At 37.2% G+C, this 25,301-nt stretch carries 25 protein-coding genes and 1 pseudogene; 4 read left to right on the top strand and 22 right to left on the bottom strand.

Translation table 11 applies throughout. From position 1 onward, the window contains the following. The first annotated feature begins 68 nt into the window (after positions 1-68). From KHA93_RS00670 to KHA93_RS00660, 3 genes are read left to right on the top strand one after another with little or no spacing between them, the layout of a single operon-like run. On the top strand, positions 69-743 hold the full coding sequence (locus KHA93_RS00670) for a response regulator transcription factor (protein WP_213108957.1): 675 nt from the start codon (positions 69-71) through the stop codon (positions 741-743). Then, the gene (locus tag KHA93_RS00665) at positions 740-1,810 is read left to right on the top strand and encodes a sensor histidine kinase (protein WP_213108956.1); all 1,071 of its coding nucleotides are present in this window, start codon (positions 740-742) and stop codon (positions 1,808-1,810) included. The genes KHA93_RS00670 and KHA93_RS00665 overlap by 4 nt, the downstream gene beginning before the upstream one ends. Positions 1,811-1,822: 12 nt before the next feature. Further along, entirely contained in the window at positions 1,823-3,556 is a 1,734-nt protein-coding gene (locus KHA93_RS00660; RefSeq protein WP_213108955.1) for an ABC transporter ATP-binding protein, read from the top strand. A 305-nt stretch (positions 3,557-3,861) separates the two neighbouring features. On the opposite strand, the gene KHA93_RS00655 is transcribed toward KHA93_RS00660, so the two are convergent. The 22 genes from KHA93_RS00655 to KHA93_RS00550 form a co-directional block, all read right to left on the bottom strand. Then, positions 3,862-4,050 carry a hypothetical protein gene (locus KHA93_RS00655; RefSeq protein WP_213108954.1) on the bottom strand — a complete coding sequence of 63 codons (189 nt, stop codon included), beginning with the start codon at positions 4,048-4,050 and terminating at the stop codon, positions 3,862-3,864. A 15-nt stretch (positions 4,051-4,065) separates the two neighbouring features. Next, entirely contained in the window at positions 4,066-5,520 is a 1,455-nt protein-coding gene (locus tag KHA93_RS00650; protein ID WP_213108953.1) for a DUF4153 domain-containing protein, read from the bottom strand. A 57-nt stretch (positions 5,521-5,577) separates the two neighbouring features. Continuing rightward, a complete protein-coding gene (locus KHA93_RS00645) occupies positions 5,578-6,216 on the bottom strand; it encodes a DUF1700 domain-containing protein (RefSeq protein ID WP_213108952.1) in 639 nt (212 codons plus the stop codon). Next, positions 6,197-6,544, bottom strand: coding sequence for a PadR family transcriptional regulator (locus KHA93_RS00640; RefSeq protein WP_213108951.1), 348 nt, complete (start codon positions 6,542-6,544; stop codon positions 6,197-6,199). The genes KHA93_RS00645 and KHA93_RS00640 overlap by 20 nt, the downstream gene beginning before the upstream one ends. Positions 6,545-6,667: 123 nt before the next feature. After that, positions 6,668-8,038: an aldehyde dehydrogenase gene (locus tag KHA93_RS00635; RefSeq protein WP_213108950.1), complete on the bottom strand. Its 1,371-nt coding sequence runs from the start codon at positions 8,036-8,038 to the stop codon at positions 6,668-6,670. A gap of 87 nt (positions 8,039-8,125) precedes the next feature. Then, on the bottom strand, positions 8,126-8,329 hold the full coding sequence (locus tag KHA93_RS00630) for an ADP-ribosylglycohydrolase family protein (RefSeq protein WP_490710550.1): 204 nt from the start codon (positions 8,327-8,329) through the stop codon (positions 8,126-8,128). A gap of 192 nt (positions 8,330-8,521) precedes the next feature. Continuing rightward, entirely contained in the window at positions 8,522-9,181 is a 660-nt protein-coding gene (locus tag KHA93_RS00625) for a hypothetical protein (protein ID WP_213108948.1), read from the bottom strand. Positions 9,182-9,370: 189 nt separating this feature from the next. After that, positions 9,371-9,562 carry a hypothetical protein gene (locus KHA93_RS00620; protein ID WP_213108947.1) on the bottom strand — a complete coding sequence of 64 codons (192 nt, stop codon included), beginning with the start codon at positions 9,560-9,562 and terminating at the stop codon, positions 9,371-9,373. Further along, on the bottom strand, positions 9,543-10,136 hold the full coding sequence (locus tag KHA93_RS00615; RefSeq protein WP_213108946.1) for a metallophosphoesterase family protein: 594 nt from the start codon (positions 10,134-10,136) through the stop codon (positions 9,543-9,545). Before KHA93_RS00615 ends, KHA93_RS00620 begins: the two co-directional genes overlap by 20 nt. 7 nt (positions 10,137-10,143) lie before the next feature. Next, positions 10,144-11,145 carry a LacI family DNA-binding transcriptional regulator gene (locus KHA93_RS00610; RefSeq protein WP_213108945.1) on the bottom strand — a complete coding sequence of 334 codons (1,002 nt, stop codon included), beginning with the start codon at positions 11,143-11,145 and terminating at the stop codon, positions 10,144-10,146. Positions 11,146-11,220: 75 nt separating this feature from the next. Continuing rightward, positions 11,221-12,261, bottom strand: coding sequence for a Gfo/Idh/MocA family protein (locus KHA93_RS00605; RefSeq protein WP_213108944.1), 1,041 nt, complete (start codon positions 12,259-12,261; stop codon positions 11,221-11,223). A gap of 6 nt (positions 12,262-12,267) precedes the next feature. Then, on the bottom strand, positions 12,268-13,164 hold the full coding sequence (gene iolE, locus KHA93_RS00600) for a myo-inosose-2 dehydratase (RefSeq protein WP_213108943.1): 897 nt from the start codon (positions 13,162-13,164) through the stop codon (positions 12,268-12,270). Between the two features lie 15 nt (positions 13,165-13,179). Beyond that, entirely contained in the window at positions 13,180-15,114 is a 1,935-nt protein-coding gene (gene iolD, locus KHA93_RS00595) for a 3D-(3,5/4)-trihydroxycyclohexane-1,2-dione acylhydrolase (decyclizing) (RefSeq protein ID WP_213108942.1), read from the bottom strand. Between the two features lie 512 nt (positions 15,115-15,626). Next, entirely contained in the window at positions 15,627-17,084 is a 1,458-nt protein-coding gene (locus tag KHA93_RS00590; RefSeq protein WP_213108941.1) for a CoA-acylating methylmalonate-semialdehyde dehydrogenase, read from the bottom strand. 20 nt (positions 17,085-17,104) lie between these two features. Next, a complete protein-coding gene (gene iolC, locus KHA93_RS00585; protein ID WP_213108940.1) occupies positions 17,105-18,103 on the bottom strand; it encodes a 5-dehydro-2-deoxygluconokinase in 999 nt (332 codons plus the stop codon). Positions 18,104-18,121: 18 nt separating this feature from the next. Continuing rightward, positions 18,122-18,925 carry a 5-deoxy-glucuronate isomerase gene (gene iolB / locus KHA93_RS00580; protein ID WP_213108939.1) on the bottom strand — a complete coding sequence of 268 codons (804 nt, stop codon included), beginning with the start codon at positions 18,923-18,925 and terminating at the stop codon, positions 18,122-18,124. Next, entirely contained in the window at positions 18,918-19,946 is a 1,029-nt protein-coding gene (iolG, locus tag KHA93_RS00575) for an inositol 2-dehydrogenase (RefSeq protein WP_213108938.1), read from the bottom strand. Before iolG ends, iolB begins: the two co-directional genes overlap by 8 nt. Positions 19,947-20,563: 617 nt before the next feature. Next, entirely contained in the window at positions 20,564-21,313 is a 750-nt protein-coding gene (locus tag KHA93_RS00570; RefSeq protein WP_233711001.1) for a GNAT family N-acetyltransferase, read from the bottom strand. A gap of 198 nt (positions 21,314-21,511) precedes the next feature. After that, positions 21,512-22,285: a Cof-type HAD-IIB family hydrolase gene (locus tag KHA93_RS00565; protein WP_213108937.1), complete on the bottom strand. Its 774-nt coding sequence runs from the start codon at positions 22,283-22,285 to the stop codon at positions 21,512-21,514. 157 nt (positions 22,286-22,442) lie between these two features. Further along, positions 22,443-22,925 (bottom strand): GNAT family N-acetyltransferase, encoded by a 483-nt coding sequence (locus KHA93_RS00560; protein ID WP_213108936.1) that lies wholly within the window; start codon positions 22,923-22,925, stop codon positions 22,443-22,445. A 127-nt stretch (positions 22,926-23,052) separates the two neighbouring features. After that, positions 23,053-23,943, bottom strand: a complete 891-nt coding sequence (locus tag KHA93_RS00555; RefSeq protein ID WP_213108935.1) for a GNAT family N-acetyltransferase — start codon at positions 23,941-23,943, stop codon at positions 23,053-23,055. A gap of 84 nt (positions 23,944-24,027) precedes the next feature. Then, positions 24,028-24,801, bottom strand: a complete 774-nt coding sequence (locus KHA93_RS00550; RefSeq protein WP_213108934.1) for a class I SAM-dependent methyltransferase — start codon at positions 24,799-24,801, stop codon at positions 24,028-24,030. 341 nt (positions 24,802-25,142) lie between these two features. Here KHA93_RS00550 and KHA93_RS00545 point away from each other — a divergent pair. After that, positions 25,143-25,270: pseudogene (locus tag KHA93_RS00545) on the top strand (QacE family quaternary ammonium compound efflux SMR transporter); the annotation flags it as partial. Positions 25,271-25,301 lie beyond the last annotated feature (31 nt).

The following is a 25,301-nucleotide window of genomic DNA, read 5'->3' as shown; positions in this document are numbered from 1 at the left end:
GTTAGAAGGGAGATTATTCTCCTTTATGTAAGCTGCTTATCACGTTTACGAAAAGGATTGAAGAGACGATGCCGAAAATCTTAGTTGTTGATGATGATTCATATATTCGTGAATTAGTAAGTCTTCTCTTGCGCAATGAGGGATTTATAATCTTTGAAGCCTCCGATGGCGTAGAGGCCATGTCAATTATTGATTCAGAACAGGTAGATATGGTGATTTTAGATATTATGATGCCGAACATGGATGGTTGGGAGCTATGTCGTGAGCTTAGAACATTTTATGATTTCCCTCTGCTTATGCTCACCGCAAAAAGAGAAACCTCACAGAAGTTAAAGGGGTTCGAAATGGGGACAGATGATTATTTAGTAAAACCTTTTGAACCTCTTGAACTTGTAGCTCGTGTAAAAGCACTCTTGAAACGTTATCAAATTTCGATTTCTCAAAGTGTGCAAATTGGTAATCTGCATTTAAATCAAAAAACATATGAAGTGATATACGATGGCAACCTATATGATTTGCCTCGAAAAGAGTTTGAACTGCTCTTTTTATTAGCGAGTTATCCTGGAAAAACTTTTACACGCGAACAATTAATCGAAAAAATATGGGGCTATGATTATGAAGGGGATGACCGTACGGTAGACGTTCATATAAAACGAATTCGTGGACGATTTCCAGACGGCCAATTTGATTTTCAAATTAAGACGATTCGCGGATTAGGCTATCGATTGGAGATAAAATCATGAAATTTCGCATCAAAATGGTTCTCGGTTTTTTATCCATCATCCTTTTGTTGTCACTCTGCTGGTCTGCCGCCTATTTTTTGTCCGATTATCTTTATCAATATTTTAATATAGCCTTAAGCAATTTTCTCATTCAACTCATTAATTCATTATTAGGCTTTTTTATTTTCGGCTGTTGCATGTATCTTCTCTCTCATATTTTTTCTCGCCAAAGGGAAAGACATATGGAATTTATTCAGTCCATTATTAATGCGATGAGGCAGATTGCTAGAGGGGATTATAATGTAAGATTAAGCAAAATTTCAGGACATGAATTTCGGGATGATCCATTTTCTCAAATCGTTGACAATATTAATTATATGTCCCGAGAATTAGGGCAATTGGAACAAATGCGCCAAGAGTTTGTATCGAACGTTTCACATGAAATTCAGTCCCCGCTCACCTCTATTAGCGGTTTTGCACGAGCATTACAAAATGAACAACTTACACATAGTGAAAGATTACACTATCTCTCTATTATAGAAACTGAAAGTCAGCGGTTATCCAAACTAAGCGATAATTTGCTTAAACTGACATCTTTAGAAACATCCCACCATCCTTTCGAATTAAGGGAATATCGTTTAGACAAACAGCTGCAGCATATTGTCCTATCATGTGAACCACAATGGTCAGCAAAGCAAATTGAAATGGATCTTTCCTTTGATAAAACGAATATTATTGCCGACAAAGATTTACTAGATCAGGTTTGGATGAACTTGCTTAATAATGCTATTAAATTTACACCAGATGGGGGAAACATTAGCATAAAAATCTCTCACCTAGATGGAAAGATTTCCGTTATTATTACTGATACAGGAACAGGTATTTCTGAAAAGGATCAGCTCCATCTGTTCGAACGTTTTTATAAAGCCGATAAATCAAGAAATCGAAATACAAGTGGAAGCGGACTTGGCCTCTCCATTGTGAAAAAAATTATAGATATGCATGGTGGGACTGTAAATGTGACAAGTAGACCGAACGAAGGAACAACTTTCATCGTTACTTTCCCCACTCGTCACGAATTAGAATAGGAGTTAACATATATGAAAAATAAACAAAATAGCCTTAAGCCTTTTATCTCACTAATTTTATCAACGAACATTCCAAAGCTAGCATTAACGTTTGGATTGATCGCAAGTCTGATTACGACAATAGCGGGACTAGTCGTTCCATTACTTACCAAAAATTTAGTCGATGGATTTTCAGTCTCCATGCTTAGTGTTCCACTTATCATTGCTATCGGCATAGCATTCATTGCTCAGGCAATCATTAGTGGGTTAGCTCTTTACTTATTAACCTCTGTCGGTCAAAAAATAGTCGCCAGACTACGTGATCGCATGTGGCTAAAGCTCGTACGTTTACCTGTCAGCTATTTTGATAAAACATCAAGTGGTGAAACAGTCAGTCGAGTGGTAAATGATACAAGTATTGTCAGAGAATTAATCTCTCAACACTTTCCGCAATTCATTTCAGGTATTATATCGATCATTGGTGCAGTTATCATCTTATTGATTATGGATTGGAAAATGACACTTATGATGTTGATTGCAGTTCCAGTTACACTCATCATTATGTTCCCACTCGGTAAACAAATGGCAAAGATATCACGTGGATTACAAGACGAAACTGCAGTGTTTACAGGGCATATTCAACAAACTCTTGGTGAAATCCGGTTGATGAAGGCATCGACTGCTGAAAATTATGAAGAGAAAAAAGGACTTTCTGGTATTCAAAAATTATTAAGTTTTGGCTTAAAAGAGGCAAGAGTCTTTGCTTTAATCGCACCCATCATGCAGTTTGTTATTATGCTCGTTATTGTGATGATCATTGGGTATGGTGGGATGCGCGTTGCAAGTGGATCGATGTCAACTGGTTCACTTGTTGCTTTTCTGCTCTACCTTTTCCAAATCATAATGCCTGTTACGACTTTCGCAATGTTTTTTACCCAATTACAAAAAGCAAAAGGTGCAACTGAACGTATTATTAACATTTTGGAAATGCCATTGGAAGATGGTCAGGACGGTTTAGACGTTGATATAACAAATAAATCCGTCCATGTAGATAACGTTTCATTCGCTTATAGTGAAGATGAGCAAGTCTTAGAAAATGTTTCATTCGAAGCAAAATCTGGTCAAATGATCGCATTTGCAGGACCAAGCGGAGGTGGTAAGACAACGATGTTCGGCTTGTTGGAACGGTTTTACGAGCCTTCTTCAGGAGATATTCGGATAGGTGATATTTCTATTAAAGATTTGTCTATTGAATCTTGGCGAAGTCAAATAGGGTATGTATCACAAGAAAGTGCCATGATGGCCGGGACAATCCGTGAAAACCTATGTTATGGTTTAGAAAACTGGAAGGAAATATCTGATGAACGTCTATGGGAAGTAGCTAAGATGGCTTATGCAGATGAGTTTATTCAATCCTTCTCCCACGGATTGGATACAGAAGTTGGAGAACGAGGAGTGAAATTATCTGGCGGTCAAAGACAGCGGATTGCGATTGCACGAGCATTCTTGCGAGATCCTAAAATATTAATGATGGATGAAGCAACTGCAAGCTTAGATAGCCAATCAGAAGGTATCGTTCAGCAAGCATTGAGCCGCTTAATGGAAGGTCGAACCACATTTGTCATTGCTCACCGGCTATCTACAATCGTTGATGCAGATAAAATTATTTTTATTGAAAAAGGGCAAGTAACTGGAAGTGGAACGCATAAAGAATTGATTGAAACTCATACGTTGTATCGGGAGTTTGCAGAACAGCAATTGACTTAATGTAATATTATATGAAAAAGAAGAAGTCCTAGAATTCTAGATTTAGGACTTCTTCTTTTTCTCGTTCTAGCCTATCCCTTATTCCTTTTGGATACCATTCATTTATTTTCATTAATTATTTTCGACTTGGCTCTTTTCTCAAACAATGTTGTTATTCATATAAAATTCTTAAAATAAGAAATGGATTTGAACCTCAAAAATGAATCATACTGCTGAGAAAAGAGCTGCCAACTTGATTAGAACATCTAAACTTCATTGATTAGGTATAAAAGCCGGATTTTGGGCTTTTACATAAACAACAAACTTTACGAAAACAAACTTCGACTTTTACCTATCAATCTATGATAATCTGAAAGATCTTCGGGTTTATCGGAATCAATGTTAATAATCACTTTCCATCCCATTTCTTCACACACTTGATAAAGATCTGTTGCCTTCTCCTCTGAATGGACACGTAAAACTGCTGGTCTTGCATTCGATCCTAGTTTAGACACGTTCCTTCCTCCCTTTTAGTTTGAATTAATATCCAATTCCTCTAACTTTTCATACATTTTGTTTCGAGTATAATTATTGGACTGCCACATATTAGTTGGTCTTAATTCTGCTTTTAGCTGTTTTAATAAATCATTCAACTCTTGATCATTAGGGTCTTTTTCATATAGTTCGATTAATCCCAAGCGTCCAGCTGATGAAAAACTACTCATATATAATGTGTCAATTTTTCCTGTTTGCTCGAAGCGTTCAATATTTCGTTCGACAACAAATCTGTCGATGTTAACGATATTGATGCCAACATAATAAATAAGTGTTGCGATGAAATAGAAGTGGAACAAAGAAAGCTTTTCGAGCCAGATTTTTATTAACGTGTAGGCTAAAATCACCATAAGAAAAATCATGAACGAGTGTGCAAGCACGCGTGTAAATGTAAAACCATACGCTTCCTCATACATCGTTAAGCGCATAAAGGCAGATATTAGAAGGACACCGCTGGATAAAACTAGTAAGGTTAGAGCACCCCGAATCGCATTTTTCAAAAACCCTTGAACATTTTTCGTTAAACTTATAACACCTGTAGTTACGCTTAGGTTTATGAGAGTAACAAATAGCAATTCAAAAAATCCACGTCGTGCATATTCCGCGTATGTGTACCCTTCACCAAGTGTGCCACTGAAGAAATATTTAAATTGAATAGCTACGAATAGTATATAAACTAAATCAAGAAGGCTTAAAATCGTTATAGTAATAATTCCATCCATAGAAATCGGCTTTATTTCCTTTTGCTCCGTAATGGTATTCTTTTGTAAAAGAACTTGCATAAAGCCAAAGAACGTGAATGTGTAGACTAAAATAATGATAAAGCGAAAAGCATACTCTGCCCGAAAACTAAATAAACTCGGAATGCTAGTCATAAGTTTTTCAAACTGAGTATCTGCTGAAATTAATAGGTTAAGTATGATAAATAGTAACGGTACAGATATTATCAGTCCTATTAAAATCTTAACCCAGACATCATAATGCTTTTTGTTGACACTTTTCCTAAACAACCCAGAAAAATATTTTGTAAAAATAGCGCTATATCTTATCCCTTCAAAAAAGCGACGTAACATATAGAAAATAAATCGTATGTTACTCCACTCTGTTTTTTCTCGTGAAGTAATTAATACTAAATGAAAAATGACAAGTGCTGGGATGATGAGGATGTTCAGTGTATAAAAAAGTGTTGTATCATACAAATAATAACTGATGGCCAACAACCAGATTGAAATAAGAACTAAATATCCAAATCGTTGATGTGAGAAAGAATATGATCGAAAGCGATAGAAAAATATTGTGTAAAACAATACGATAAAAACGATATATGAAATACCAATCTGCCCTCTAAAAAACGCTTCTTCCGCTACAATTCCGACTAAAAAACACATTATGAAAAACAACCAGTCTATCTTTTCTATTTTTAACTCCATTACACTACCTCCTTATTCTTTATATATAGATATTCTATGTACATAGTTAAAAAAAGCTCATACTGAAGCTTTTTTGCCCCATTTATAACTGATTAAGCAAACCGGATATAAAAGAAGCGTGAAGAAAATGCAAAGTCCAATAAATGTTTCCGTCAATAATGGATAAAACCATTTATGAGGAATAATTTGAAAGACGGTCAAAACCATAAGAACAATATTAGGAACTAACGCCAAAATGAATGTCCTTTTTAACAATTTTCTACCATTATGTCCAAATCCTCTTCCAATTTCGTAACCTAAAAGTGCCCAAAAAAACATGTATATAAACGCAATAATGATAGGAAAGCTTGTCAACCGATCCCAAAAATAAGTTAACCAGTTCCAGTCGAACAAATTATGCGCCAAGGTGAGAGCTGCCCCTCCACCAAAAAACAAAATATTTACAGCAACAAACAGCCATTTCATATTACTAGGTGTAACGGAAAGCTCTTCTTTCCACATGGCCGAAATTTCTTTAGGTGACCCTAATTTTGAATAGATTTGATCCCGTATTTCATTTTCATCAACCAGATTAGGGAGACAACCAAGGAATTCATCAAGATGGGCTGCATATTCCTCTAAGATAGACTCTTTTTCTTGATGCTCTGCAAGATTTTCCTCAAGTTCTGCTAAAAACTCATTCTTCAGCCGTTCCATGATTTTTTCTCCCTACTACCTTGTTCATGACTGAAACAAAGTCGTGCCATTCATCGGTTTTTTCAAGAAGCATTTCTTTTCCTTCGTTCGTAATATGGTAATACTTCCTTGCCGGCCCCTTCTCTTGCTCCTGCCAATAGCATTCGATGTACCCTTGCTTTTCAAGCTTATGCAGTGCTGGATATAGCGTACCTTCCTTAAAGGAAATCCCATTACTGCTGCGCTTTTCCAACTCTTTTACAAGCTCATATCCATACATGTCCCGCTCATCCAATAGTTGAAGCAGCAAAAGGGAGGTACTACCTTTCACCAATTCTCGATTAAACATATTCTCACCTACCTAGATTTTTTAGGTATATAGAAATTCTAAATTACTTTTAATAAATTGTAAAGAATCATTTATTTTTTCTCAACAATAATATTTTTGCATCAATCCCAAATACCCTATTTCTTATTTTAGGATGTACTTAATCATTTTGAGTCCATTTTTCAAATTTGGGTATCGAAAAGGCAGATCGAATCGGGTCGTTTGTTTTAGAATGCTTTTATGATGAGAAAATGTATCGAAGCTCCCTTTTCCATGATATGCCCCCACTCCACTTCTTCCTACTCCTCCGAAGGGTAAATATGGAGTAGCTAGATGGTAGACAGTATCGTTGATACAACCACCTCCGAAAGGTATGCTCGTAATCACTTTATCTTGGACCTGTTCATTTTCAGAAAAAAGATAGAGTGCGAGCGGATTTGGATGTTGCTGAATCCCTTCTATCACATCGGGGAGCTGTCTGTATTCAAGGATAGGAAGAATGGGTCCGAATATCTCATCCTCCATAATTAAATCCGTCCAAGTAACATTGGTAACGACCGTTGGTTCAATCGCTAAGCGTTCCTCGTCCTTTTCTCCTCCAATTATGATTTCTCCCTCTTTAAGAAAGGATTCTAATCGTTGGAAGTGCCTCTTACTTACGATATGTGTATAATTCGGGTTCTTTAATGGTTCATTCCCATAAAGCTCTTTGATTGCTAAAGCAAGTTGGTGAAGAAATTCATCACGAACGTTTTCATGAACGTACAAATAGTCAGGGGCAACACAAGTTTGTCCTGCATTCATGAATTTTCCCCATGCAATTCGTTTTGCAGCTAACTTGATACTGGCGTCTTCGTGAACAATACACGGACTCTTGCCACCAAGCTCCAAAGTGACCGGTGTGACATATCTAGCTGCTGCCTCCATGATTATTTTTCCGACTGAAACACTGCCAGTAAAAAAAATATAATCAAATCTTTCTAAAAGCAATGCTTTACTCGTTTCGACGCCTCCTTGGACAACTGCTACAAATTCTTCCGGAAAAATTTCATTTATCAGTTTTCCAAAAACAGCAGATGTATTTGGGGTTAATTCAGAAGGTTTAATGATTGCGCAATTTCCCGCGGCAATCGCTCCAATTAGGGGTGCGACTGCCAATTGAAAAGGATAATTCCAGGGGGCGATAATGAGTACGACCCCATAGGGCTCAGCATATATATAACTTTTAGAGCCCACATGTGTAATAGGGGTTTTTACCCTTTTAGGTTTGCTCCACGAACGCAAATGTTTTTGGATGAAGCGAATTTCTTCTAGTACAATTCCGATTTCGGTTGTATACGATTCAAATTCAGATTTATGCAAATCTGCTTTTAACGCATCCATCAACCGCTTTTCGTATAACTTAATTGCATCACTTAGCTTTTGCAGTGCACTCAATCTATAAGAAATTGATTTTGTGGCCCCTGAATGAAAAAACATATTTTGTTTGTCAACGAGCGATTTATAATTTTCCACGTTTTTTCACTCCATCCTGGTAAACCATATTATTTCTAATAACTTGGATAATGATCTCAGTTTACTTTTCCTCTTTATATTCAATGATTAAATCATCAGCAACTTGGATAAGAACATCATTAATTCATCATTTATACTACTATCTTCCGGAATATTTCCTATTCCTGAATAAGCTCCATGAATATCTCCAGAAAATGTTACGGTTTTATCACTATCGCCATCATGATTTACCTCAACAATCAATGCTATTTTAAAATCTACTGTATACTTCAATGCATGATAAACTGAAATGGCTAACGCTTCTTCCCTGATCTAACCTTGTAAAGCTCAACTGCTCTACCTATAAGACAACCTCTAAAGGAATCTTGATTTTGTTTCATAGTATCATCACCTTATCATTTTAGCAGGATTTTTATCTATTAAGACACTAAACTCTGGGTTGAGAGGCTTACAGTGCTACTCATGTGCAAAATTTCATAAATCCTACAATTTCCTCATTTTTTCTCCAGACTTAATAATAATATTCATACCACTAGTATCACCGTTTTCAACGTAGTTTTCTAAATTAGAAACATCTATATTAGACTCGATTTTCACATTCCTCCGCTCGTACCCTTTTAACATTACCTCATAAGGAGCATGATTGTTTAAGAGAGTTACCATTAATACATCATCTTCAATAAAATATTTTTCATAAAATTCAACAGAGAACTGGACTTCATTTTTACTATAATTTTCAAAAGGAAGTACACATTCACCGCGCAATGTTGTTTCATCAAGCATTTCAAAATGACAATTACTCAAATTACTTTCATAGGAAACTGCATAAATGCCTGTAGCAAATGCTTTTTGAAATGTACTAGCAATCATTGGTGGAGCAAACATAACGACAACGATTGCTAGTAAGATAATACGCCCATGATATTTATTTAACGAATTAGAAAGGAAAAACAAACTGGAAATAAATAACAATAGAGAAGCAAATCCTACATAATACCATCCATTTGCTGATTTAGTAGGTATGTTCAACTCCGAAGCAATAGTCTCACCATAAGGATCGCTGTGTGGAAAAGGGAAATTTAATACAATCGATGCAATGAATAGAACGAGAGCTAATAAAAGCATTGTTTTACTTCTTATCATACAAAGCACCCCCCATTTACTTTTCGTTTCCTATATATTAATACGAATTCCATAAGAGAATTACCTTTAAATTCCAAAAAAGTATATTAACTTTACCTTTTAATATTTAAAAGCCACTCCATCCTTCGAGTGGCTCGGTAATTTTTCATTGTAAGATTATTATATGGGAGACTGCCTAATGTATCCTAACTACGGACGATGAAAGTCTGGCAATGTCTCGTAAAGTATTTTTCTACTATTCTCAAGTTCTTTATTTCCTACACCTATTTTTCTAATTTGCACTTCATTTCCGTTCAATTCGATTAATAGAACTTCAGGATCGCAAATCGGGGCTCCTGCTTGGATAAAATGGTGATTTTTCCTATGAATGTAAGATGGCACATGGGTATGTCCATTGAAATATAATACTAGTCCATTTCTTTTTTTCAACAATGGGCGAATGTCTTGGAACGATACTAAATCTGCACCAGCTATAGAAAAAGCGGTTGTTTCTGGAACAGGATGATGGGCATATGAATAATGGCTTCTCCTTCGAACGATCAATTTGCTTCTCAAGCCACTGCCATTGCTTTTGATCTAATCCCCAGCCATGAAGTTCAAATTCTTTCGTCGTATCTAAAAATAATAATAAGGATCCTTGAGTTTCAATCAAATCATATGTAGATTGTTGGATGAGTGAGCTGATTTTTTCTTTAGGTAGTGATAGTACATCATGATTCCCAAGCACAGCACGAAAATTGATGTTGTATTGTTTAATATAGTTATAGACGTTTACGAATTCACTTTCTAAACCAAGATGTGTCAAATCCCCAATTGAAACGTGAAAATCAGCTTCAACACTAAAAAATTCACGTAAATATTGTCCAAAAAAATGGTCAACAGCAACTGATAATTCTTCATTGTTTGAGCCAACATCAGGATAATGCAAATCCCCTAGTAATGCTATGCGCATCATTCTCACCTCATATTTTTACCACTGCTGTTGTTCCTCGAATAATGAGTTGCGGTTTAAATAATATTCGTTCCTTCGTTTGATTCTTATTTTTGATCTCGCTAATGATAACATCTACAACCCTATTTCCCATTTCTGTTATGGGCTGCGCGATTGTCGTTAAACCTGGGACAGTTGTGGTAGCTAAAATGGTATTGTCGAAACCTACTATAGACAAATCCTCTGGAATTTTTAATCCCATTTCTTTTGCTTCTTGAATGACTCCTACTGCAATAAGATCATTACATGCAAAAATACCTGTCGGAACTTTTCCTTTTTGAACGATTTTCCTTAAGCTTTCTCTCCCATTTTCGATTGAAGCTATTGTCCTAAAAATATGATCTTCGCTGGTTTCTAAACCTTGCTCCTCGTGAGCTTCTAAATATCCGTAGATTCTCTGCTTACTGCTTTTAGCGTACTCAGCAATAATTGCAATATCTCGATGTCCCTCGGAAATTAGATGCGATGTCGCTTCATATCCTCCCTTAAAATCGTCAACAGAAATAGATGTTACTCCAAGACCCGCATCATCTTGGGTTAGCATGACAAGTGGTGTATTTCTGTTTACTACCTCTTTTAAAATCTCTATATTATGGTAGCTTGAAGCGACAATCATTCCATCTACATGTTTTCTTTGCAGTAACTCAACGTATTTCTTTTCTTTATCTGTGTTTTCGTCTGTGCTGCAAATGATGACACTCATTCCATTTTCATGCGCACGATCCTCAATCGTCTTCGCTATTTGCGAGAAAAAAGGATTGGAAATATCGGGGACTAAAAGACCTAGTGTTTCTGTCCCCTTTCCAGTCAATGCCGAAGCCATCAAACTCGGTTGATAATTAAGCTTTTTCATTGTGTCTTTTACTTTTTCCCTCGTTGTATCACGCATTTTTCCAGTATTATTAATCACTTTCGACACTGTGGCAATAGATACGCCAGCTGCTTTCGCCACGTCATATATAGTTGGTTTCATTTCTTAAATGCCTCATTTCTTCATTCATCCTATTTCATATTACCAAAATGAATAGGTCAAAAGAATTGGCATTATTCATGTAACAAGATTTTCTGCATTCACTTTGATTAATTGACCAGTTTCATATGATTTTTTACATGAATATCCTAGAATGGTTGACTGTACTCCATCTTCAACTGTAATTGCAGGCTTGCGGTTCTCCAATATACAATTGATAAATTCCTCCGCTTCGCTTAAATAAGCCTGTTCGAAGCGTTCCAAAAATCCATCCACACATTCTTGGATAACACCCTCATCTTTCATAATGACAACTTGATTCCGTTCAGGTACAGTCCCGATTCGAAGCGTCCCTTTTGTTCCGATAATCTCTGTTTCGATATGGTATCCGTGGGCACAATTGCGACCGGCAACAAAAATCCCAATGGCGTTTTTTTCGAAACGAACCATGGCTGCTCCAGTTTCAGCATCCTCTATCTCATCGAATTCTGGACGAGCATAACTCCCTCCGATTGCCCAAACTTCTTTTGCTTCTGCTCCAAGATACCAACGAGCTAAGTCAAAATCATGGATGGACATATCTAAGAACAGTCCTCCACTATAATTCGCACGCGCAAATTTTAAAAAGCTGTCCATTTTACTTGCCGGGTCCAAACCATAGCAACGAATTAAGAATGGTTCTCCGATCACTCCCGCTTCAATTTTTTCCTTTGCAGCCATATATGAACGGTCGTATCTCCGCATAAACCCTAGCATAAAGACTTGATTTGGATGTGCTTTTACCGCTCGCTCTACATCAAGTGCTTCTTCCACATATAATCCTAACGGTTTTTCACTAAAAACATGGAATCCTAGACTAAGAGCTTGCTTAATTTGTTCACAATGAAAATTGGAAGGAGAAGCAATGAAGATGGCATCCAAATCTTGATTCGCAAGCATATCCTCATATTTTGTATAACCATAAGGAATATTCCACTCATCCATCACTTCCTGAACTTCCTCTTCTACAACACTGCACACTGCAGTTAATTCACAATGAGGGATTCTAAATGCTAGATTTTCAGCATGCTTCCGTCCAAGCCGTCCAAGGCCAACGATTCCGACTTTCACTTTTTTCATCCGCAATCACACCCCAGCTGCTTCTTTTATAAAATTGCGTGCCTTTAAAGCATATTCGAAAGGATTTGCTTGCGCTGGGTCTTGCTCAGCTTCGACGATCATCCAGCCTTTATATCCTGACTTTTCCAGTACTTGAAAGACTGGTTCAAAGTTGATTGCTCCATCACCAGGTACGGTGAATACTCCTTTTTTCACCCCTGTTAAAAAGCTAAGACGATCTTGTATGACTTCTCTAGCAATCTCAGAACGAACATCTTTTAAATGAACATGTTTAATTCTTGGGAAATGTTTTTCTAAAACCTCGAGTGGATCCTCTCCGGAAAAATAAAGATGGCCAGTATCATATAATAGATAAACGAGATTCGGATCTGTCATCTCCATTAGGCAATCAATTTCTTCCGTTGTTTGCACGCCAGTCCCCATATGATGATGGTAAACGAGTTTCATATCTTTCTCTTTTGCGAGTTCACCTAATCGGTTTAATCCGTCCGCAAGCTTCGCCCATTCCCCATCTGTAAAAATAGGTTTTTCCGCAAATAAAGGAGTGCTTATGTTTCCTTGAATACTTCGCCCTTGTTCCGAAACAACGATTACTTTTGCACCCATCTTATATAAAAAATCACGATGGGCAATATACGCTTTTTCTGTTTCCTCAAAAGGCTTTGTCGTTAAAAATGCACTAAACCATGCGCTCGCAATTTCTAAATTTCTTAAATGTAATGCCTTTTTTAGTGTTGGAATATCTCGAGGATATTTGTTGCCGACTTCGGTACCAGAAAACCCAGCGAGAGACATTTCACTGATGCATTGTTCAAATGTATTTTCCCCACCTAGTTCGGGCAGATCATCGTTCGTCCAACCGATAGGTGCAATCCCAAGCTTAACCGCGGTGACATCAAACATAACTTTTCCCCCCTATTAATATTGTCTCGCTTTTTTCAGTTGTTTTTCTTTTTCTTCAAAAGCTGCTTGAATCGATTCTTTTTTGGATACTTCTGCAACCCCAACATGCCACCATGCTCCGTATCCATCTGTCATTGTTTTAGGTAGAACCTTAATATCAATTAAAGTGGAAACGGTTTGTTTTTTTGCATCTTCCAGTGCATCACGCAATTGTTCAAGAGTTCTGGCTGTATAAGTTTTCACGCCGTATCCCGCAGCACTTTGCGCATAATCAATATGCATAATCGGTCCGGTCAATTGGTTCGTTTCTTGATCACGCATGCGGAATTCTGTACCGAAGCTGCCCATTCCATTTCCCATTTGCAGATTATTGATACAGCCGAAGCCCGCATTATCAAATAGAAGCACATTGATTTTCTTATTTTCTTGTATACTCGTAATCAACTCGGAATGAAGCATTAAATAGCTGCCATCCCCAACAAATGCATACACTTCTTGGTCAGGAGCAGCCATTTTTGCTCCAAGCGCACCGGAAATTTCGTAACCCATACATGAATAGCCGTATTCCATATGGTACGTATTTGGCGCTTTACTAACCCACATTCTTTGTAAGTCTCCTGGTAAACTACCGGAAGAACCGACAACGATGGCATCACCATCGATTGTTTCATTGATGGCACCGATCACCGCTGTTTGTGTGAGGGATGAACCGAAAACTTCTTCATATTCAGTAAGTGTGTCGTCCAAATGTCCCGCCACTTCTGGTTTGAAATCTTCTGATTTAAAATTGGTTTCGTATAGTCTTTTTAACTCAGCTTGCCAAGCTTCTTTCGCAACTGTTATTTCATTTTCATAGGAGCTTCTATATTGAATTTCATTCAACTTCTCTGTAAATGTTTCCAATGCAGTTTTCGCATCAGCCACAACTTGAGTGGCATCTAATTTTCCTGCATGGAATTCAGATATATTGATCGTAATAAAATCAACATCATCTGATTGAAAAAGATGTTTCGATGCAGTCGTAAAATCAGTAAATCTTGTACCCATTCCGATGACTAAATCCGCGGATTTTGCGATCGTATTTGCTGTTGCATTTCCTGTTACACCGATTCCGCCTAAATTAAGTGGATGCGTGCTTTCAATAGCACTTTTCCCTGCCTGAGTTTCGGCAAAAGGAATATGGAAGGTTTCAGCAAATTCACGCAGAGTGCTTGCCGCTTCTGAATAACGGACACCGCCACCGCAGACAATGAGTGGCTTTTTCTTACCTTTAATTAATTCAATTGCTTCATGCAGAGCACGATCCGTTGGCTTTATTCTATTAATCGTATAAACACGCTTTTTAAAAAATGACTCTGGAAAATCAAATGCTTCACCTTGAACATCTTGAGGAAGAGCAATCGTGACAGCACCAGCATCTCCCTGATTCGTCAGCACACGTATCGCATTGATCATGGCAGACATTAATTGCTCAGGACGATTAATTCGATCCCAATATTTACTCACAGCCTTGAATGCATCATTCGTGGAGATTCCTAGATTATAAGATTGTTCGATTTGTTGGAGAACCGGATCTGGTTGCCGGGTCGCAAACGTATCTCCTGTAAGCAGAAGCAATGGAATATTATTAGCCGTTGCCGTGGCAGCCGCTGTAACCATATTTGCCGAACCAGGGCCGACCGATGTCGTACAAGCGATTAACTGCCCGTGGTGCTTTTGTTTTGCAAAGGCCGTCGCCACATGGGCCATTCCTTGTTCATTTCGTCCCTGATATACTTCAAGATCGCCACTATCTTCTTCCAATGCCTGACCCATCCCGAGAACATTTCCATGGCCAAAAATCGTAAAAATACCTTTAAAAAGTTTTTGCTCCTTGCCATCTCTTTCCATATACTGCTGATTCAAAAACTTAATCAACGCTTGAGCAGTTGTCAGTTTCAAAAAACTCACCTCAGTCTTTTGTTTTTTTATTAATAAGGCTCCAAAAAAAATTCACTTAATTTTCTTAGTAACTATACTGACACTCTTAACTCCCTAGAAAATGCGACACTTTTTCCTCTAAAAACTGGATTGGGGTCGTTTATCTGCAAAATCAGAATGGCTTAAGACCTCTATAACCTTATTGAGGGCTTTGGCCAACGAATTCAATTACGATTAAGACCTCAATAGTCGGATTGAAGACCTTCATCTGTAAAATCAGAGGGACCCAAGACCTCTATAACCTTATTGAGGGCTTTGGCCGATGATTTTAATTACGATAAAGGCCTCAATAGCCGGATTGAGGACTTTCATCTGTAAAATCAGAGCGGCCCAAGACCTCTAAAAACTTATTGAGGGCCTTGGCCAATGAATTCAGTTACACCTATGGCCTCAATAACTCAAAGATTTTCAAATACTACTTCTCTCTTAATCTCACTGTGATTCCTCGTAGATTCGGAATACAAGCTTTCGTACTTACATTCTTACACCCACCTCGCAGTGACAACTTTCTTTCTCGTATAAAATTCCACACCGTCTGTTCCGTTCGCATGTAAATCTCCATAGAAGGAATCTTTATATCCCGAGAACGGGAAGAATGCCATTGGGGCAGGTACTCCGATATTTACTCCAAGCATGCCTGCATCGATCGTTTCACGGAACTTGCGAACATTTCCACCGTCTTTTGTAAAAATACAGGCGCCATTGGCAAAACGTGATTGATTAGAAAGTTCAATAGCTTCTTCAAGATTTTTTACCCTGGCGATTGACAATACAGGAGCAAAAATTTCATCTTGCCAAATTTTCATTTCGCTTGTCACAGTGTCAAAAATAGTCGGACCTACGAAATAGCCTTCTCCGTTCACTACGTCTTTGCGACCGTCACGAACAATGCGTGCACCTTCTTCTACGCCTTTTTCAATATATTGCAAAGTTCTTTCTTTATGCTGTTCACGAATGACTGGACCTAAGAAAACACCTTCATCCAATCCATTACCCATTTTAATTTCATTCGTTTTCTGTAAGAGAGTTTCAATAAACTCATCAGCGATTGTCTCTTCAACAGCCACTACGGAAGCCGCCATGCAACGTTCACCAGCAGACCCAAATGCTGCATTCATAATTTGCGTTGCTGCATTTTCCAAGTTTGCATCTTTTAACACAATGGAATGATTTTTTGCTCCAGCAAGCGCTTGAACTCGTTTTAAATTTTGTGTTCCACGTTTGTAAACATATTCAGCTACAGGTTGAGAGCCTACAAACGATATTGCTTTTACATCTTTATGATCTAATAAACCATTGACGACATCATGAGCGCCATGAACGATATTGAGCACTCCTTTTGGCAATCCTGCTTCTTCGAATAATTGTGCTAGTCGATTTGCAAGTAATGGTGTTCTTTCTGAAGGCTTAAGAACAAAGGTATTCCCTGTTACGATGGCCATTGGAAACATCCAGCACGGCACCATCATCGGAAAGTTAAAAGGTGTAATTCCTCCGACCACACCAATAGGATATCGGTAAACTCCGGATTCAAGGTCAGTAGCAATGGATGGTAATTGTTTTCCCATCATCAAAGTTGGTGCACCAGCTGCAAATTCCACACATTCAATACCACGCAACACTTCCCCGTGAGCTTCGGTAAAATTTTTCCCATTTTCTTTCGTAATAAGTGTTGCTAGCTCATCCCAATGCTCTACTAGGAGTTGCTGATATTTAAAAAGAATACGTGCTCTCCTTGGTACCGCAACTTCTTTCCAAGTCTCGAACGCTTCTGCCGCCGCTTGTACCGCAGCGTCTACATCTTCCTTCGTAGAAATAGGAACATGAGCAAGCTCTTCCCCTGTTGCCGGGTTATAGACAATTTCCGTTTTCGTCGTATTGGCGCCTACCCATTCCCCATCTATATAGTTTTGTAAAATCTGCACTTTCGTTTGAGTCATGTTTAAAACCTCCAAGTTTATTAATCAATCGCAACAGCTTCAGACATAAATTCATCAATTTCATTCTTCGTTGGCATCGCATCTGAACAGCTATGTTTGGAAATGACAATTGCTGCTGAAGCACTTCCAAATTCCATTGCTTTCGGGATATCCCAACCATTCATCAAACCGAAAATAAATGCCGACGCATATGCGTCTCCTGCTCCGAACGTTTTTAATACTTTCGTTTTGAATGTGCCGCCTTTATGGGAATCACCGTTTTTCGAATAAGCGATTGATCCTTCCGAACCATGCTTGATGACCACGATTTCCGCATGATAATCAAACCATTTTTGTGCTGTTTTTTGATCATCTTGATAGAAGTCTATTTCAAATTGCTCCATCATATCGAACTCTTCACGTGTGCCAATGATGACATCACATTTTTCAGCAGCCAAATTGTAATACACCGCTGTTTCTTGCGGAGATTTCCATGTATACGGACGATAATCCAAATCCATTATGACGACAACATCATGCTTACGAGCATAATCTAGCGCCAAAAATACCGCTTCTCTTGAAGGGCTTGCCGCGAGCGCAGTACCGGATACGAGCAAAGCTTTTGATTGCTTAATATAGTCTTCAGAAACATTCGTCGTATCCAGTTTTAGATCCGCAACATTATCCCGATACATTAAAATACTGCAATCTTCTGGACTCTTAATTTCTGTAAAAGCTAGTCCCGTCACAGCCCCAGTTTGATCAACGGAAACTACGGAAGTATCGATATCATTATTTTTTAAATATTGAACGATGAACCGACCCATTTGATCGTTAGCTACCTTACCAATAAACCCTGTTTTCAAACCTAACCTTGAGGCGCCAATCGTAATATTCGCCGGAGAACCTCCAACATATTTTGAAAAAGACGACGTTTCTTCCATTGGGCGGTTAAATTGATCTGCATTTAGATCAATACAAAGTCTTCCAATTCCAACTAAATCAAGAGAACGCTCTTGTTTAAAATTCAAATTGTACATTGTTTATCATCCTTTCTTTTATTTTTGAAATAGCCACTCATGATCTGGATCATTATAAAACTTCCAAGTTCGTTTCGGACCAGCCATCACATTTAAATAATAGGATTCATAACCAGCAACGGCTGACACCGGATGATATCCTTCTGGGACCAACACAACATTTCGATGTTCAACACTCATTGTTTCATCCAAGCTTCGGTCATCGTTATAAACACGTTGAAAAACAAACCCTTGAGTCGGGTTAATCTTGTGGTAGTATGTTTCTTCCAAGTATGATTCATGTGGCAAGCGATCCTCATCATGTTTATGTGGCGGATAACTAGATGTATTCCCATCTGGTGTAAAAACCTCAACGACTAGCAAACTATCAGCCTCTTTTTGTTCTGGTAAAATATTATGGATTTTCCGACTCATTTTTCCTGATCCACGATCTTCTTGTCCTACATCTTCAGGCATAATTAGTCTAGCTGGATAATTTCCTTTTCCAGGTGCTAGACAGACAGCCATCTCTAAATCGGTCAAGGCTTTCACCGTATAAGAATCATCATTTGGTATATATACAGAATACGGAGGGATCTTTTCAAAAACACTCATTCTCTCACCAATGTCGCTGAACGTTTCTTTATCTGTATGTACGTCAGCTTTTCCGCTTAATAACACAAGGCACACTTCATTTTTTTCGGTTGGTTTCGTTAATTCCTCCCCTTCCTTTAAAGAGTAAACTTCAAAACCAACATACTGCCAATTCGCAGATTCCGGTGAGATGTGCAAAATTTTCCCTTCATGATCACGGTTCTGAGGTTTAATGAGTAATTTAGACACGTACATCCTCCTTTTCCAATTCGGATAGAGATACCGAACGTTTTTCTTTCACTGAAACTTTCGCAGCGAGAGCTATTAACTCGGCCTTATAGCCATCTTCACCACTGCAAGAAACCGCTTTATTTTCTATGATTGCATTTGCAAACTCTTGAATTTCAGACATAAATGCTGCTTTATAACGGTCAAGGAAGAAAAATTTTGGATGATCTAAGAGGATGGAATCTTTAGTTGCAATTTGAACATTCGTATATCTTTCATTTTCAGCAAAGGCAACCCCTAAGTCGCCAAATACTTCAATGCGTTGGTCGTAACCATACATCGCTTGTCGACTATTATCTATAACACCGAGTGAACCATCTTCAAACGTAAGTGTCGTGATGGCAGTGTCAACATCATTGTATTTTTCAAATATAGGGTCAACTAAATTTGCAGCTTTTACAGATACTTCTACTACTTCTTTACCGGAAAGGTAGCGTATCATATCAAAATCGTGAATCGTCATGTCCATAAACATGCCGCCCGAACGTTTAATGTATTCTTCATGTGGTGGTTGTGGATCTCGTGAAGTAATTTTAATAATATGGGGATTTCCAACTGTTCCTTCTCTAACCGTTTCATACACTTTTCGAAAGTGTTGGTCAAAACGACGATTAAAACCAACTTGAAGCTTTACTCCAGCTTCCTGAACTGCTTTTAGCGCTTCTCTTGTCTCTTCAATGTTAAAACTAATTGGTTTTTCACAGAAAATATGTTTTCCAGCTTTTGCAGCAGCTTTTATAAAGTGCACATGCGTATCTGTGGAGGAACAAATAAAAACTGCATCGATAGATGGATCCTCAAGTATTTCTTTAGGATCTGTTGAAATAAGCGAGATTTGTTGCTCAAAATGCGTGCCTTTCAAATGATCGATATGGATATCAGCAATCGCTTTTAGGTTAATAACATTCGATCGCAACATATTGTCAGCATGCAACTGACCAATCCTCCCTGCCCCAATAATCCCTACGTTTACTTTTTTCATATCATTCACCTCGTGTTTTTGGTTAAGCGCTTACCTTAATTCTACAAAAAAATAATAGAAAACGCTTTCTATATATAGCTAATAATCGACATTCCATAAGAATGTCCTAATAATGAAGTAAGCGCTTATCCATTTTATATAAATATATAATACGATTCATCCTTTATCAATAGATTGTAAGAATTTTAAAAACTTTTCTTCTTTATAACTGATTCACTTAGTTGAAAAAAAAAGGCTGCATTTTTTAGCAGCCAGATCATTTAAGGAAAACTCCAAGTTAGTTCAACCAGGATTATTTCTTTTTCAATGGTTTTTTCCCAATAATAATAACAATAGCGGTAATTACTGCAAACCATATATACCAATCCATATAATTTCCTCCTTAGGTAAAGAACATCAATATGTTGATTCAACAAATAGCCATAATATTGAGTAAAAAAGCCATATACTATGAGTTATGTTTTTTTATAATAGAATATTCCTTATTCCACTTTTCGATTTAATGGAGATGATCCAAATTTAATGATTAAGCATAATTGATTTGAAAATGCAGTTCAAGCGATTGACCGTTGGCCAGCTTCGATTTTTTGTATTCTTGAGATAGCAGCACAAGACAGTTAATTAGACGGTAAAGTTTCTAATCCTTTAAAATCGCATTTCCAATCTGACACCCACCCGGGAAAGTACCCTGATCGTTGAGCCACTTTTTGTGAAGCAAGGTTACTGGCAATTACGTCATAACTCGGTACATCTCCAAGTTCCAATATTTTAAAAGTCAACGTGTTTACTAGATAACTCGCTAATCCAAAATTACGATATTCAGGTAATACGTCTATGCCAATTTGCCACAGTTTTGCGCAAGTTTTGCTTGCACCCGCCACACCAACAATTTTCCCACCTTTCTTTGCAAGCACAGCCAAATTAGTCTGCCAGGGGTGATCCGTATCATAGATAATTGCATTATTGAATCCTGTAACATCAAGTAAATTGATGGCTTCATCTTGCTCAATCAGTACAAATGAAAAATTTTCCGGTGGCAAGACGGGCTTTATTCTTTTCAGGTCAGGCAGATAGTGCAAGTAAAGACCTCTGATAAATGGCAAGGAAAATACGGTATCCCTGTCTTTACCTTGCATCTGCGCTTTGGCAATTAACAACCGTTCTGGCGTAGCCGATACAACAATCGATTTCCCCATAGACACAATTTCAAAATAACGCTCATTCCTCCGAAATGGCCGGCATCCGGGATTTTCTTTAGCTTCCACAAAAATAATACTGTCATTTTCGCCATTCAAGTCATCGATCGTGCAATTCAGGTCAATTGCAAGTTGCGATTGCACAATGTGCAACATTTCTTTTTGTGTCATAATCATTCGTTTCTCATACCTTTCGCTGCCCTTACGGCACAATACGAAATGAAATCCGTACGTCCGGGACTAGATTATATAGTCATAGCTACGGGATATTTTAAAAAATAAACTAATCTGCTTAGTTAGCATAATAAGAATATAAGCTGCCTCCAATGGTAGTTGGGATTGAACTTTACTCGTTTAACATTTTCTTATTTAAATGATTCTATATTTTTTTAACGCGAATTCAATACCATCTTCTCCAGATTTTTTTGTTACGAAGTCTGCAACTTTTTTTAATTTTTCATTCCCGTTCCCCATAGCTATTCCAAGCCCAACTAATTCCAACATATCTATGTCATTTTCACCGTCGCCAAAGGCAATAGCTTCAGATTTATCAATGCCAAAATACTGTAGAACCTTTAATATAGCTAAGGATTTAGACACTTCTTCTTGTAAAACATTTAATACGTAAGGGTGCCATCTTTTAAATGTTAAATGTGGAAACTTATGAATGTATTTTTCAAGAGCATCGTCAGTCACAAATAGGCACATTAAATATACCTCTTCATGATAAATGTGTGGATTTATTGTAGGGTAAACATCTAATGATAAAGTTTCCTTCAAGGCTAGTAATACTTCCTCTTGTTTTACACCATTCATACTAAATTGTTCGTTATAGTATGAAAGAGCGTGATTCTCTACTTTTGAAAATTCAACCACTTCTTGGACAATTGTTTTATCCATAGTTATTTTATGTATGACCATTTGCTTATGCTTAACATAGCCTCCGTTTGCTGTAATAAACGTATCTATTCCCATTTCCTCGATTTCCTTGCACATAGACAACGGTCTTCCAGTTGCAGCCACAACCTTTATCCCTTTGCTTTTTAAGGATTTTATTGCATCTTTGGTTTTACTTGAAATACTGCCATCCCTATGATGTGTAATGGTTCCATCAATATCGAAAAACACAATTTTATAATCCATAAAAATCCCCTTGGTGATTATATTTGCAGGAAAGGATCTCCTTATTTCTAATTGATTTCTCCTAAGAAGTCTTAAATCCCTTCTTAAGCTAATCTGCTTGCTTAGCGCAAGAAACGATTGCCCTTATTGGACAACCGGAACCTGTTCGTTAAAGATACTAATTAAATCCTTTGAAAGAAAATACAGTGTCGCCCTCTCCGTTTATGTTTTCTCTATAATTACCATTTGTATAATTACAAATGATTTTTTTCCAAAACTCTTTAGCTATGTTATTTTCCTTTATAATGGACACTTGCCAGTTTTCTTTATATTTGTCAAATAGATTTAAAGAAGCTACTCTACCTACTCCCATTTTTCTATACTTTTTCATTACAAAAAACTCAGCCATTGAATTATTAATACCCGTATCAGTTTTAATCTTTCTTATTAAAGCAAATCCAGCGTATTTACCATCAACTTTAATAAAAAATGGAAATCTGCTTGCTTCATTCCAATAGTTATCTAGGTACTTATAGTCATATAAACCAATCTCATTAACATCATCATTCGTAAATTCACTAAAGTCATAATTGTACAATTCAATAAGATGTCTCAAAACAGTTTTTTTATCATAATTTACTTGTTCAATTGTGATATTCATAAGCAATGCACTCTCTTTCAATACTAAGTAATAATTTTATTAACTGCCCCATTAACCCAATAAGAAGTTCACAAAAAAATGCTTTAGTCCTTCTGGAGTAAAGCATCCAATTGATAAATAACGCGAATTATTCTTTACAAGGTAAAATGTATGTAATTTGTTCCATTCCTGGTAAAAATCCTAAATTATAGTACAATGACTCGGCTGAATTTCCTACAGTTACAAAGAGACGAATAACATCATGTTTTTCTTTCAAATTAGATAAAGAATGTCTTAATAAATTTGAAGCTATACCTCTCCCTCGGTATTTTTTGTCAACGACAATGTTTGATATTAACGGTAGATCTTCCCACATAGATATTAAACAAGCTCCAACTAATTGATTATTTTCTTTATCGAAAACAAGGCAAGAAGACTTTCGTAACAAATCTTCAGTGGTATGCTTGAAATAGTACTTTAAGTCTGATCTTTGTTGTTCGATTGTATTTTTTGTTGGGTAGCCAATACTGTCGGCCCCTAAAAAACTTTTGTATGAAAGCTGTGCTATTACTTCTAAATTTTCTAAAGTTGGAGTCTTTATTAAAAATTCATTTCCAAAGTCAACCATTCCAAATTTCTCAGTAGGTCTAATCATAATGCGTCTTGTTTCAATCGGTTTAAACCCTAATCGCAAAAAATGTTCAGCCTGATAAGGCAATATTCCTATTACTTCAATAGGCATGGCTGAGTCTGATATCTTTATCAAGTACTTTTTCAACCATACTAATACACTATAAATATCTGTAAATGGTGGTTCTAAGAAAAAAGACCATAGCATATTAGGTTGTAAGCATACACCACCAATACGCCCCCCATTATGTAACAACCAATAACAAGGGATATCATCTCCAAAAATAGCTACACGTCTTTCCCAACTTTGTCTAAAAAATACATTTTCTCTATAAGTTGTGTAATGTATTGCAAAATCATTTGAATTAGCTTGTGTTAGGCTAAATTCATTGTCCAATTTTAATAACATAATAACCCCCTTAAGTTGATCATTATATACGTCTGTTATTCCGTTATTGTTGTACTACAACGAATATAAGTCACCTTTTGATATTCACTGTTTACGCGCAGTAACCATCGGCTGATAAAAACCTGATTCCTCAGGCATGTGCCACCTGACATCAGTAAATCCACAGGATATTAGAATTGTGCTAAGCTCTTGGCGTTTAAGAGCACGATAATTTGTTGAAAAATGTTTTGTCTCCCACCGATCATTATTGTCTTGAATCATAAATTGATTTACAGTATACGTTTTTGAATCATCATGCCAATCCCACACTTGAAAAGTAATCAGTTTCCCGTTATCAAAGACATTTGGCTGAGTGGCTCTTGGTTTATCGTGTAAGAGTGCATCATAGTCCCTTATTGAAATAAGCAATAAGCCGTCTTGACGTAATTTTGAATACATATTATGGCCAGCTAATTGTAGATCATCATCTGATTGAAGATGGGGAATCGCGTTATCAACTGATATAACTACATCAAATTCTCCGGAAACATCCTCCGTCAAGGAACGAAAATCCGCAACACCAAAGGTAATTTCGACCCCGCGTGACTCAGACTCTCTTTCGGCCCTCTTAATTGAAGCAGGGCTTAAGTCCGTTGCTGTAACTCTATACCCCATTTTTGCTAATCCTATTGCTTGTGTACCTATACCACAGGAGCAGTCTAGGAGTGAGATTGAACTGTTTTTTAAATGAGGTAGATTATCTTTTATCAACTGATCCAAAATCTTACTTTGACGTACTATGGCACAGTCCCAATCGGAATAAATAAGGTGGTAATCTTCTGAAAGGTCATCATAAAACTTCATCACCGATTCTTTCACTATGCACCTCCGGTTTGTCTGTAAGGAACTATTCAAAAACTAAGCAAGTGCAATTAGTACTAACAAATATCAAAATAAACCTTCTGCACCTATTGTTCCGAGTATAATGATTAATTCGGTACCAGTTACATATTTCCTGCGTTTTTCACAAAATTAGTCCCTACTATGGAATACTATTATTGTTTTCTAAAGTTCCGAACTTAAAGTTGGTCTGGTCCGAGTGAAAACTCCCAGCTTTACTGTGTCACGGAAGGATAAAAGCATGGGAGAAATGGTTTTACAGTTTTCTCTCAGGCTTTTTTGACTTTTTGGAGAAAAATAAAACCGGAGGTGTCATATAGATGAACAAAAACTGGATTAAATTGTGGCTGCTTTTTTTGAAGTATTTTGGGTAATAGGATTGAAACACGCTGATGATTTTTGGACTTGGGCTGGAACAGTTATTTCCATCATCATAAGTTTCTATTTATTCGCTACTATTCCACTTAACTGCCACGTTT

The sequence above is a fragment of the Lederbergia citrisecunda genome, from assembly GCF_018343695.1.
Taxonomy (GTDB): Bacteria; Bacillota; Bacilli; order Bacillales; family Bacillaceae_C; genus Lederbergia; species Lederbergia citrisecunda.
Note: the sequence above shows the minus strand (reverse complement) of the source record. Positions and strands in the feature narration are given on the sequence as shown.